This window comes from Fulvimonas soli (genome assembly GCF_003148905.1).
GTDB lineage: Bacteria > Pseudomonadota > Gammaproteobacteria > Xanthomonadales > Rhodanobacteraceae > Fulvimonas > Fulvimonas soli.
The window spans coordinates 70,357-82,846 of the sequence record NZ_QGHC01000012.1 but is presented as its reverse complement, the minus strand read 5'-3'; the positions used below and the strand labels follow the sequence as shown (position 1 = coordinate 82,846).

At 72.3% G+C, this 12,490-nt stretch carries 7 protein-coding genes and 1 pseudogene; 4 read left to right on the top strand and 4 right to left on the bottom strand.

All coding sequences use genetic code 11. The features are described from left to right. Positions 1 to 82 (top strand): annotated as a pseudogene (locus C7456_RS17365) (IS5/IS1182 family transposase); the annotation flags it as partial. Between the two features lie 1,462 nt (positions 83 to 1,544). Here C7456_RS17365 and C7456_RS16955 read toward each other — a convergent pair. Further along, a complete protein-coding gene (locus C7456_RS16955; RefSeq protein ID WP_139943013.1) occupies positions 1,545 to 1,847 on the bottom strand; it encodes a hypothetical protein in 303 nt (100 codons plus the stop codon). Between C7456_RS16955 and C7456_RS14150 the strand changes: the two genes are divergently transcribed. The 3 genes from C7456_RS14150 (at position 1,846) to tal (ending at position 6,369) form a co-directional block, all read left to right on the top strand. Next, positions 1,846 to 4,020, top strand: coding sequence for a primosomal protein N' (locus tag C7456_RS14150; RefSeq protein ID WP_109724473.1), 2,175 nt, complete (start codon positions 1,846 to 1,848; stop codon positions 4,018 to 4,020). The two genes, C7456_RS16955 and C7456_RS14150, sit on opposite strands and share 2 nt — an antisense overlap. 73 nt (positions 4,021 to 4,093) lie before the next feature. Beyond that, a complete protein-coding gene (locus tag C7456_RS14145) occupies positions 4,094 to 5,380 on the top strand; it encodes an NAD(P)/FAD-dependent oxidoreductase (RefSeq protein WP_109724472.1) in 1,287 nt (428 codons plus the stop codon). A gap of 35 nt (positions 5,381 to 5,415) precedes the next feature. Continuing rightward, the gene (tal, locus tag C7456_RS14140) at positions 5,416 to 6,369 is read left to right on the top strand and encodes a transaldolase (RefSeq protein ID WP_109724471.1); all 954 of its coding nucleotides are present in this window, start codon (positions 5,416 to 5,418) and stop codon (positions 6,367 to 6,369) included. A 193-nt stretch (positions 6,370 to 6,562) separates the two neighbouring features. Here tal and C7456_RS14135 read toward each other — a convergent pair whose 3' ends face one another. From C7456_RS14135 to C7456_RS14125, 3 genes are read right to left on the bottom strand one after another with little or no spacing between them, the layout of a single operon-like run. Continuing rightward, on the bottom strand, positions 6,563 to 8,020 hold the full coding sequence (locus C7456_RS14135) for an efflux transporter outer membrane subunit (RefSeq protein ID WP_109724470.1): 1,458 nt from the start codon (positions 8,018 to 8,020) through the stop codon (positions 6,563 to 6,565). Next, entirely contained in the window at positions 8,007 to 9,203 is a 1,197-nt protein-coding gene (locus C7456_RS14130; RefSeq protein WP_109724469.1) for an efflux RND transporter periplasmic adaptor subunit, read from the bottom strand. Before C7456_RS14130 ends, C7456_RS14135 begins: the two co-directional genes overlap by 14 nt. Further along, positions 9,196 to 12,402, bottom strand: coding sequence for an efflux RND transporter permease subunit (locus tag C7456_RS14125; RefSeq protein ID WP_109724468.1), 3,207 nt, complete (start codon positions 12,400 to 12,402; stop codon positions 9,196 to 9,198). The genes C7456_RS14130 and C7456_RS14125 overlap by 8 nt, the downstream gene beginning before the upstream one ends. Between the last annotated feature and the right edge of the window lie 88 nt (positions 12,403 to 12,490).

The following is a 12,490-nucleotide window of genomic DNA, read 5'->3' as shown; positions in this document are numbered from 1 at the left end:
CATCGCCACTCGATACGACAAAACGGCTCGTAATTTCCTCGGTGCTATCTACGGCGCTGCCGCCGTCATCCTGCTCAATTGATGACACGCCCTAGCGCGCCTGGGCCTCTCCACGCGATCGGGTGGTGCACTTCAGAGTTGAATCCGCGGGTCATTGAACGGCAGCGCTTGCAAGAAAAACCCAATTCCGCCTATTCAGTCAATTGATGACAGGCCCTAGGTAATACTCCATGGATCTGGAGTGTCCTGTCCATGATCATGCAAGGTTCTGGCCACTAACCGATGGTTGGCTCAGGTGCCGCGTCTGCGGGCACTGTTTCCGGCCTGCAGCGCGAGCCTGGGTGCGGATTCCGGTGAAGGCTGAACACCGTAACGGTGCGGCCTGAACAGTATGCCGTTGTGAGGCTCACCGCTGTTATTGAACAAGCTGGGCTAGCAACCTGGCGTAGCGTGGCTCTGGATGATGTGAGTCGTCGGGTCCACGATATACCGCTCAAGACACGTATAGCCTATGTCCTGACCATTGCGGGGGTCTCAGGCATGTATACCACCGCCCCACGTGTACACCTGCTTGCCGTTAGGAAGGGCTTCGACCTTGAGTGGTTGACCCTTACTCACGATGAGATCGCTGACGTCGCGGCCGGTCCACTGAGCCATGGCCTGGTCATGGTTGGCGGCTCGCTGTCGGATGGCCGCGGCCCGCTGCTCCGGAGTCATGTGGGAAGACGTAGCGCAACCGGCCAGTAAAGCTATGGCTGCTAGCACTTCAAAGCGCCTCCACTCTTGCATGTACCCACTTCCCTCGGCACGTGATGCGGGAAGCGTGGAGGCGAGGTCGAATTCTTGGCAAGCGACCCGCAGCGCTACGGCTAGGGAATATGCCATCGGCCAGTCCGCGAGGACCCGATTAGCGCCGGTAGGTTGCTCAGTGCTCGCCGGAATCAATGTTCAGTCTGACGGGAATGCGCACCTGGAATGTCGTGCGACTGAGCACGGCCCAGAAGCGTCGCTTAATCGAGTGCCTCATGCTGGGCGTGCCGGTCTATCGTCAACGCTTCCAGCCGGTGTGCAGTGCTGCCACGGTCGAGAAGTTCTACCGTCCGTTGCGCTTGTTGCGCCTATGCCGAGCACTGGCGTGAGCCGTATACCGGAGCGCTGGAATGTGACGAAACCACGTTTGGCGGGCCCGCCACAGCAGGCGGGGATGGGTGCCGCTTGCAAGATGAGGGTGTCCGGGATCATCAAGCGCAACGGCCAAGTCAAGGCCATGCCCATCGCCCGGCACAAACACTTCCATCCTTTTATCTGGGCGAAGTTTGCTACCGCTTCGTGATAACACCTCCAGCCCTTGCGGGTGACGCCAACTTCCGAACTCCACCCACTTTTGATCCAGATTCATTAGCAATTATCCACAAAAAAAGCCGCCGCGGCCGTTCAGCTTCGCGCCCCCGCGGAGCGCCGGCGCCGAGGGTTTTGCACAGCATCACGGAGCTGTCAAGGCGGGCGGGGACTTGGTGGCAAATCCATGACCCCTCGCCAACGAGTCAACGCAACTTGTTGAATTGAAATGAAGTTTTTGGTTGGCTAAATTTTGACCAGTATGTGCCGAAGGCCGTCATCACGGGCCTGACACCCGCCTGCCCCCGGCCGATCCACAGACTTATCCACAGCATCTGTGGATAAACGAAAATTTCCCCGATGCAGAGGGACTTAATGGAAGATGCTGAGCCGGCCGGCAGCAATGGCCCGCCCAGGGCCGCCGCGACCGCGAATGTCCCGGGCCAATCGCGCAGCGGCGCGGGGGCGCCGCCGCCGGTTGCTACACTGGCCCGCCGCGAGGTGTCCATGCCTGCCGTCGTCCGCGTCGCCCTGCCGGTGCCCGTGCCCAGCCTGTTCGACTACCTGCCCGGCCCGGTGCCGCCGGCGCCGGGCAGCCGGGTGCTGGTGCCGTTCGGGCGCCGCCGCCTGGTCGGGGTGGTGGCGGACGTGCGCGACCATGCCGAGGTCGAGCCCGCCCGGCTCAAGCCGCTGCTGCGCGTGCTGGACGGGACGCCGCTGCTGGACGCCGAACTGCTCGCCAGCGTGGCCTGGGCCGCCGACTACTGGCTGGGCGCGCCCGGCGAGGCCTACGCCAACGCGCTGCCGCTGGCGCTGCGCGAGCCGCGCCCGCTGCCCGAGCTGCACGAGGAAGCCTGGACCCTGACCACCGCCGGCCGCAGCGCGCTCGACGCCGGCAGCCGGCGCGGCGGCAGCCGCGACCTGCTGCGCTTCCTCGCCGGCGCGGATGGCGCCGCCGCCGCCGGCACCCTGGACGCCGCCCTGCCCGGCTGGCGCGCGGCCGCCCGCCGGCTGGCGGCCGCCGGGCTGATCGCCCGCGCCGCGCCGCCGCCCGCGCCGGCGGCGCCGGCCACGCCCGCGCCGCCGCTCGGCCCCGAGCAGCGGGCCGCGGTGGACGCGGTGGCGGCCAGCTTCGGCCGCTTCCAGCCGTTCCTGCTCGATGGCGTCACCGGCAGCGGCAAGACCGAGGTGTACCTGGCGCTGATCGCGCAGGCGCTGGCGCAGGGGAAGCAAAGCCTGCTGCTGGTGCCGGAGATCGGCCTGGCGCCGCAGACCGTGCGCCGCCTGCGCGAGCGCCTGGGCGTGCCGGTGGAGGTGCTGCACTCCAACCTGGCCGAGGGCGAGCGCGCCCGCGCCTGGCTGCGCGCGAGGAGCGGCGAGGCGCGGGTGATCCTGGGCACCCGCTCGGCGGTGTTCACCCCGCTGCCGCAGGCCGGGCTGGTCATCGTGGACGAGGAGCACGACGGCGCCTACAAGCAGCAGGAGGGCTTCCGCTACCACGCGCGCGACCTCGCGCTGGTGCGCGCGCGCGCGCTGGGCGTGCCGGCGCTGCTGGGCTCGGCCACGCCCTCGCTGGAGACGCTGGCCAACGTGGAGGCCGGCCGCTACCGCGCGCTGCACCTGCGCGCCCGCCCGCGCGCGGCGCGGCCGCCGCAGGTGCAGATCGTGGACATGCGCGCGCAGCGTCTGGAGCACGGCCTCTCGCCCGCGCTGCTCGCCGCGGTGGGCGAGGCCGTGGCGCGCGGCGAGCAGGCGCTGGTGTTCAGGAACCGCCGCGGCTACGCGCCGGTGCTGCTGTGCCACGCCTGCGGCTGGCACGCGCAGTGCCCGCGCTGCGAGCGCCCGCTGACCCTGCACGCGGCGCGGCGCGAGCTGCTGTGCCACCACTGCGGCCACCGCGCGCATCTGCCCGCGACCTGCCCCGCCTGCGGCGCCGCCGAGCTGAAGCCGCAGGGCCAGGGCACCGAGCGGCTGGAGCAGGCGCTGGCCGCCTGTTTCCCGCAGACGCCGGTGCTGCGCATCGACCGCGAGACCACGCGCCGGCGCGACGCCTTCGAGCGGCTGCTGGACGGGCTGCGCGAGGACCAGCCCGCGATCCTGGTCGGCACGCAGATGCTGGCCAAGGGCCACGACCTGCCCAACCTCACCCTGGTCGCCATCGTCGGCGTGGACGAGGGCCTGCACAGCGTGGACTTCCGCGCCGGCGAGCGGCTGGCGCAGCTGGTGGTGCAGGTGGCCGGCCGCGCCGGCCGCGCCGCCAAGCCCGGCCGCGTGCTGCTGCAGACCCACCACCCCGACCACCCGCTGCTGCGCAGCCTGCTGGCGCAGGGCTACGCCGCGGCGGCGCGCGAGCTGCTGACCGAGCGCCGGCTCGCCGCGCTGCCGCCCTACGCCCACCAGGCGCTGCTGCGCGCCGAGGCGCACCAGCGCGCGGCGGTGGACGACTTCCTCGCCGCGGCCGCCGCCGCGCTGCCCGCCGGCGGCGACCTGCGCGTGCTGGGCCCGATGCCCGCGCCGATGCCGCTGCGCGCCGGCCGCGCGCGCGGCCAGCTGCTGCTGGAGGCCGACCGCCGCGGCGGGCTGCACGCCGCGCTGCGCCCGTGGGCCGCCGCGCTGGGCACGCTGCCCGCCGCGCGCCGGGTACGCTGGTCGCTGGACGTCGATCCGGTCGACCTGTACTGACCGAAGACCGGCGCTTGCGCGGCGGCGCGGGCGACGCCATCTCCGCATCGATCCCCGCTTCCGGAAGAACGGCATGGCTCCCGACACGCAAGCGCACGTGGTGATCCTGGGCGGCGGCTTCGGCGGCCTGGCCGCCGCCCGCGCGCTGGCCGGCGCGCCGGTGCGCGTCACCCTGGTGGACCGGCGCAACCACCACCTGTTCCAGCCGCTGCTCTACCAGGTCGCCACCGCGGGCCTCTCCGCGCCGTCGATCGCCGCGCCGCTGCGGCACATCCTGCGCCGGCAGGCCAACGCCACCGTGCTGCTGGACGAGGTGGTCGGCGTCGAGCCGGACAGGAGGCGCGTGCGACTGGCGCAGGGGCCGCTCGACTACGACTACCTGGTCGTCGCCACCGGCGCCACGCACGCCTACTTCGGCCACGACGACTGGGCGCCGCACGCGCCGGGCCTGAAGACGCTGGACGACGCCTTCGAGATCCGCCGCCGCGTGCTGCTCGCCTTCGAGCAGGCCGAGCGCGAGGACGACCCGGCGCGGCGCCAGCCCTGGCTCGACTTCGTGGTGGTCGGCGGCGGCGCCACCGGCGTGGAGCTGGCCGGCACGCTGGCCGAGATCGCCCGCCACACGCTGCCGCGCGAGTTCCGCCGCGCCGACCCGCGCCGCGCCGAGGTGCTGCTGGTCGAGGCCGGACCGCGCCTGCTGCCCGCGTTCGATCCCGCGCTGTCGGAGAAGGCGCGGCGGCAGCTGGAGGCGCTGGGCGTGCGCGTGCGCACCGGCGCGGCGGTCACTGCCGTCGACGCGCGCGGCGTGACGCTGGGCGGCGAGCGCGTCGAGGCGCGCACCGTGCTGTGGGCCGCGGGCGTGGCCGCCTCGCCGGTGGGCCGCATGCTGGGCGCGCCCTGCGACCGCGCCGGGCGCGTGCAGGTGATGCCCGACCTGTCGCTGCCCGGCCACCCGGAGGTGTTCGTGATCGGCGACCTCGCCAGCGTGGCGCGGCCCGACGGCCGCCCGGTGCCCGGCGTGGCGCCCGCCGCCAAGCAGATGGGCCGCTACGTCGCCGCGCGGATCCGCGCGCGGCTGCGCGGCGAGGCCGCCGCGCAGCCGTTCCGCTACCGCGACCAGGGCACGCTGGCCACCATCGGCCGCATGGCGGCGGTGGCGCAGTTCGGGCGGGTGAAACTGTCGGGCCTGCCCGCCTGGTGGGTGTGGCTGCTGGCCCACGCCTACTTCCTGATCGGCTTCCGCAACCGGCTGGTGGTGCTGCTGGACTGGGCGTGGTCGTACTGGACCTACCAGCGCCACGCGCGCGTCGTCGCGGAAGGCCCGCCGGCTTTGACTGGCGGCGCGGCGCCCGCAGAATAGGCGTTTCCCCCACGCGACCGACCGGAACCCGCCCCGTGCCCACCCAACTCGAACAGCTGCGCCAGTACACCACCGTGGTCGCCGACACCGGCGACATCGACGCGATCGCCCGCTACCGCCCGGTGGACGCCACCACCAACCCCTCGCTGCTGCTCAAGGCCGCCTCGCTGCCGGCCTACGCGCCGCTGCTGGAGGAATCGCTGGACTGGGCGCGGCGGCGCGGCGGCCCGCGCGAGCGGCAGGTCGCCGACGCCGGCGACCACCTGGCGGTGGCGGTGGGCCGCAGGATCCTGGAGCTGATCCCCGGCCGCATCTCCACCGAGGTGGACGCGCGGCTGTCCTTCGACACCGACGCCACCGTCGCCAAGGCCGAGCACCTGGCCGGCCTGTACGAGCAGGCCGGCATCGCGCGCGAGCGCATCCTGATCAAGATCGCCTCCACCTGGGCCGGCATCCGCGCCGCCGAGACGCTGCAGCGGCGCGGCATCGACTGCAACCTCACCCTGCTGTTCTCCTTCGCGCAGGCGCGCGCCTGCGCCGAGGCCGGCGTGTTCCTGATCTCGCCGTTCGTGGGGCGCATCCTCGACTGGTACGTGGCCAACTCCGGCGTGAAGCAGTACGCGCCGGAGGAAGACCCCGGCGTGCGGTCGGTGCGGCGCATCTACGCCTACTACAAGCGCCACGGCTATCCCACCGTGGTGATGGGCGCGAGCTTCCGCAACATCGGCCAGATCCAGGCGCTGGCCGGCTGCGACCGCCTCACCATCAGCCCCGAGCTGCTGGAACAGCTCGACGCCGCGCACGGCGAGCTGCCGCGCGTGCTGGCCGACGACGGCCACCGCCAGGAGCCGCCCGCGCCGCTTGCCGAGCCGACCTTCCACTGGGAGCACAACGAGGACGCGATGGCCACCGACAAGCTGGCCGAGGGCATCCGCAAGTTCGCCGCCGACCAGCGCAAGCTGGAGGCGCTGCTGATGGAGAAGCTGTAGGCGCGGCGGGGGCTGCGAGTCACCGCTTCCCTTTTCTTGTGGAGCACATGGGAACCGGTGAAAGGCAATCTTGCGAAAGCCCACGGCAATCGTGCGTCCTCTCCCCGCAGGGGAGAGGACGCAAGGCGGTGCTTGCGAAAGCGCGCGGCAACTGCGCCTCCTCTCCCCTCCGGGGAGAGGGAGCAAGGCGGCGTCAGCGCGCCTGTTCGTCCCGCTTCGCGTCCGCCACGCCGTAGCCCGGCCCGGCCTCCCAGCCGCCGCCCAGCGCGCGTACCAGCTGCACGCTGGCGCGCAGCCGCCGCGTGTCGAGGTCGAGCAGGCTGCGCTGCGCGTCGAGCGCGGCGGTCTGCGCCTGCACCACGTCCAGGTAGTCGACCGCGCCGGCGCGGTAGCGGCCCATCGCCAGGTCCAGCGAATGCTGCGCGGCGTCGGCGGCCTCCTTCTGGTCCGCGCCCGCCGCGCCCAGCCGGTCGAGCACGCTCAGCTGGTCCTCCACCTGCTGGAACGCGGCCAGCACCACGCCGCGGTAGCGCGCGCCGGCCTCGTCGGTGGCGGCCTTGGCGGCCTCCACGCCGGCCTTGCGGCGGCCGCCGTCGAACAGGTCGAGCAGCAGGCCGGGGCCGACCGCCCAGAAGCGGTTGGGCGCGGCGGCGAGCCCGCCCCAGCGGTCGCTCTGCCAGCCGCCGACGGCGGCCAGCGTGAGCGAGGGGAAATAGGCGGCGCGGGCGATGCCGATGCGCGCGTTGGCCTCGGCCACGCGGCGCTCCGCCGCGGCGATGTCCGGCCGCCGCTGCAGCAGCTCCGACGGCACGCCGGCCGGCACCGCCGGCAGCGCCACCGGCCGCGTCGCCGCGGCCAGATGGAAGCCGGACGGCGACTCGCCCGCGAGCACCGCGACCGCGTGTTCGAGCAGCTCGCGCTGCGCCTGCGTCTGCGCCAGCTGCGAGCGCGCGTTCGACAGCTGCGTCTGCGCGCGCGCCACGTCCAGCCCGGAGGCGATGCCGCCCTGGTGGCGGTTCTGCGTCAACTGCAGCGCCCTGGCGTAGGCGTCGATGCTCTGCTGCAGCAGCTGCGCCTGCCGGTCGAGCCCGCGCAGCTGCAGGTAGTCGTCCGCCAGCTGCGCCTGCAGGCTGAGCCGCACGGAGGCGAGGTCGGCGGCGACGGCCAGCGCCTCGTCGCGGCCGGCCTCCACCTCGGCGCGCACGCGGCCCCACAGGTCGACCTCGTAGTCGATCGTCGCGTCCACCGTGTAGGCGTCGTAGTAGCTCGGCGAGGTGGCGCCGCGCAGCGGCTTGGTGTCGGACTGGCGATTGCGTTGCGCGTCGGCGCCCAGCCCGACCTGCGGGAACAGCCCGGCGCGCGCCTGCGCGCTGTACGCCTGCGCCTGCCGGTAGTGCGCCAGCGCGGCGGCGAGGTCGGCGTTGCGGCGCCCGAGCGCGTCCTCCAGGCGGTCCAGCTCGGCCTCGCCGTAGAGCTTCCACCAGCCGTCGCGCGGCAGCCGGTCGGCCGGCCGCGCCGGCTGCCACGGCCCGTGCGCCTGGTAGGCCTCGGCCACCGGCACCGCCGGCGGCTGGTAGCGCGGCGCCAGCGCGCAGCCGCCCAGCGCGGCGGCGAGCAGGCCCGCGAACAGCGCGCGCTCAGGCGTCCGCATGGGTCTTGCCCGCCGGCTTGCCGTCCGCGTCCTTGCCCGCCAGCTGCACCGCGTCGCCGTCGGCCAGGCCGTCGGGCGGGCTGTCGATCACCCGGTCGGAGGGGTCGAGGCCGCTGCCGATCTCGACCGACTTGCCGAGGTCGCGCAGGATGCTCACGGTCTTGAACTTCACCTTGCCGGCGCCGTCCAGCGTCGCCACGCGCAGGCCCTGCTGGTCGAACACCAGCGCGCTGGCCGGGATGCGCAGCGCGGTCGCCGGGGCGGGCAGCGTGAAGCTCACGTTGGCGTAGCCGCCCGGCAGCAATTCGCCGGCGGCGTTGTCCACGATGAGCTGCACCAGCATGCTGCCGGAGCTGGCCTGCACCGCCTGCGCGACGGCCTCCACCCGGGCGCGGAAATCGCGGCCGGGATGCTCCGGCACCGCCAGCTTCGCCGCCGCACCCGGCCGCACCGACGGCGCGTAGCTCTGCGGCACCTGCACGTACACGCGCAGCTTGCGGGTATCGGACACCTCGAACAGCTCCGGGCCGCCGCCGGCGCCGGCGTTGACCAGCGCGCCGACGTCGGTGTTGCGCGCGGTGACCACGCCGTCGAACGGCGCCACGATGCGGGCGAAGTCCTTGGTCGCCGCCAGGCGGTCGACGTTGGCCTTGGCCGCGTTCACCAGCGCCTGCTTGGCGGCGTAGTCGCCGGTCTTCTCGTCCACTTCCTGGCGCGACACCGAATCGGAGGCGAGCATGGCCTGCCAGCGCTCGGCGGTGGTCCTGGCCAGCGCGGCGTTGGCCTGCGCGCTGGCGAGGTCGGCGCGCGCCTGCAAGAGCTGCTGGTCGACGTCGGGCGTCTCCAGCTCGGCCAGCAGCTGGCCCGCCTTCACCGGCGTGCCGATGTCGGCCTTCCACGCCTTCACGTAGCCGCTCACGCGCGCGTACAGCGGCGCGCGGGCGTAGGCCTCGAGCCGGCCGGGCAGGGTCAGCGTGTCGCCGGCGGGGCCCCGCTCCGGCGTCACGGCGTTGACCGTGGGCACCGCCTGCCCGTCGGTCCACTGGCGCAGCTTGCGCGCCTCCACGCCGCGGGCGATCAGGCCCAGCGCCACCACCAGCGCGGCGACCACGGCGGCGACGATGCCGGCAAGCCGCGCGCGCCGGCGCGTCTGCGGGGACGGGGTGGGAATGGCGTCAGACATGGACAGGCTCTCCGGAAGGGGATGCCGGGGCGGCGGCATGGCCGCGGCGCCCGTGGATCAGGCTGAACACCACCGGCACGAAGAACAGCGTGGCGACGGTGGCGAAGACCAGGCCGCCGATCACCGCGCGGCCGAGCGGTGCGTTCTGCTCGCCGCCCTCGCCCAGGCCCAGCGCCATCGGCGCCATGCCGATGACCATCGCCAGCGCGGTCATCAGCACCGGGCGGAAGCGCACGAAGCCGGCCTCGACCGCGGCGAGCACCGCGTCGCCGTGCTCGGCCAGGCGCTCGCGGCAGAAGCTCACCACCAGGATCGAGTTGGCGGTGGCCACGCCCATGCACATGATCGCGCCGGTGAGCGCGGGCACCGACAGCGTGGTGTGGGTGGCGAACAGCATCCACACGATGCCGGCCAGCGCGGCGGGCAGCGCGGTGATGATCACGAACGGGTCGCTCCAGGACTGGAAGTTCACCACGATCAGCAGGTAGATCAGCACGCCCGCGCCGAGCAGGCCGAAGGAGAGCCCGGTGAACGCGCTCTGCATGGTCTGCACCTGGCCGAGCAGGGCGGTGCTGCTGCCGCGCGGCAGCTCCTTGGCGTGGCGGGCGAGGATCGCCTGGATGTCCTTCGCCACCGCGCCGAGGTCGCGCCCCTGCGTGGCGGCGAAGATCTCCACCATCGGCTGGATGTTGTACTGGCTGACCACCGCGTTGGACGCGCCGCGCCGGAAGGTGGCCAGGCCGCCCAGCAGCTGCAGCTCGCGCGAGCCGCCGCCGGCGCTGACCGGCAGCGCGGCCAGGTCGGACAGCTTGTCGAGCTGGTACTGCGGCGTCTGCATCACGATCGGGTAGGAGATGCCGTTCTGCGGGTTCAGCCAGTAGGTCGGCGCCACCTGGCTGGAGCCGGCCAGGTTCACCACCAGCGAGTTGGTGACGTCGCGCTCGGTGATGCCCAGCAGCTGCGCCCGCGTGCGGTCCACGTCCACCTTGAACACCGGGTTGGCCTGCGACTGCTGGATGCGCGCGTCGACCACGCCGGGCACGCGGCGGATCTCGCGCAGCAGGGCCTGCGCGTAGGCGAAGTTGGCCGGCAGGTCGTTGCCGCGGATCTGCAGGTCCACCGGCGCCGGCGAGCCGAAGTTGAGGATCTGGCTGACGATGTCCGCCGGCGGGAAGGAGAACGCCACGGTGGGGAAGGCGCGCGGCAGCTCCTCGCGCAGCCGGCGCACGTAGTCGGCGGTGGGCCGGTGGCCCTCGTTGAGCGCGATCTGGATGTCGCCGTCCTGCTCGCCGATGGTGCCGGTGTTGTTGTAGGTGTTGTTGATGCCGCTGTTGGACAGGCCGATGTTGTCCACCAGCGCGCCCAGCTCGGCGGGCGGGATGATCCGCTTGATGCGCTCCTCGATCGCGGCGAACAGCCGCGCGGTCTCCTCCACCCGCGTGCCCACCGGCGCGCGCGCGTGCATCAGGATCTGCCCCGCGTCCACCTCGGGGAAGAAGTTGCGGCCGAGGAACGGCGCCAGCAGGAACGACAGCAGCACGAAGCCGAGGAAGCCGAGCGCGAAGCCGCGCCGGTTGCCCATCGCCATGGCGAGCAGCTCGCGGTAGCCCTCGCGCACCTTCTCGAAGCGCGCCTCGAAGCGGCGCTGGAAGCGCACCAGCGGGTTGCGCGAGGGCCCCATCGCGGCGTCGGTGCCGTGCTCGTCGGTGTGCGGCGCGTGCGGCTTCAGGAGGTACTTGGCCATCGTCGGCACCAGCGTGCGCGAGAGGATGAACGAGCACACCATCGCGAACATCACCGCCTCGGCCATCGGCACGAACAGGAAGCGCGCCACGCCCTCCAGGAAGAACATCGGCACGAACACGATGCAGATGCACAGCAGCGAGACGAAGGCCGGCGTCACGATCTGCCGCGCGCCGTCCATGATCGCGGTCTCCACCTCCTTGCCGTGCTCCAGGTGCCAGTTGATGTTCTCGATGGTCACCGTGGCGTCGTCCACCAGGATGCCCACCGCCAGCGCCAGGCCGCCGAGCGTCATGATGTTGAGCGTCTCGCCCAGCGCCGACAGCGCGATGATCGAGCCCAGGATCGCCAGCGGGATCGACACCGCGATGATCACCGTCGAGCGCCAGCTGCCGAGGAACAGCAGGATCATCAGGCTGGTCAGCGCCGCCGCGATCACGCCCTCCTTCGCCACGCCGCTGATCGCCGCGCGCACGAACAGCGACTGGTCGCCGATCGGCGCGATGCTCAGCGCGTCGGGCAGCGAGGCGCGCGCCTGCTCCAGGCGCTGGCGGATGCCGGCGACGATCGCCAGCGTCGAGGCCGAGCCGTTCTTGAGCACGCTCATCAGCACCGAGCGGCCGCCGTCCACGTGCACGATGTTGGTCTGCGGCGGCGCGCCGTCGCGCACCTGCGCCACGTCGCGCACGTACACGGTGGTGCCGTCGACCGCCTTCACCGGCAGCTCGCCGAGGTCGGCGAGCGCCTCCGGCGAGTTGTTGAGCAGCACGGTGTACTCGAACGCGCCGATCTTCTGCGTGCCCACCGGCGTGATCAGGTTCTGCGCCGCCAGCGCGTTGGCCACGTCCTGCGCCGACAGGCCGCGCGCCTGCAGCCTGGCCGGGTCGATGTCGATCTGCACCTGGCGGGTCTTGCCGCCGTAGGGGTACGGGATCGCCGCGCCCGGCACCGTCACCAGCTGCGGGCGCAGGATGTTGAGGCCGAGGTCGCCCAGGTTCTGCTCGGTCAGCCCCTTGCCCGACAGCGCCAGCTGCAGGATCGGCACGGTCGAGGCGTTGAAGTTGAGGATCAGCGGCGGCGTGATGCCCGCCGGCAGCTGCTTGAGCAGCGTCTGCGACACCGCGGTGACCTGCGCGTTGGCGGTGGCGATGTCCACCGTCGGCTGGAAGAAGATCTTGACGATGCCGAAGCCGGGGATCGACTTGGCCTCGATGTGCTCGATGTCGTTGACCGTGGTGGTCAGCACGCGCTCGTAGGGCGAGGTGATGCGGCCGGCCATCTGGTCCGGCGACAGGCCGGTGTACTGCCACACCACCGCGATCACCGGGATCTTGATGTCGGGGAAGATGTCGGTGGGCGTGCGCAGCGCGGCCAGCGGGCCGACGATGAGGATGAGCAGCGCGAGGACGACGAAGGTATACGGCCGCGTGAGCGCGATCCGGACGATGCCTAGCATGCGTGGGGTTTCCGAGCGCGATGATGCGTCGCGCAAATTTTCCCACGCGCCACGCGGCCCGGCGCGCCGGCGTCGATGAAGATATTTT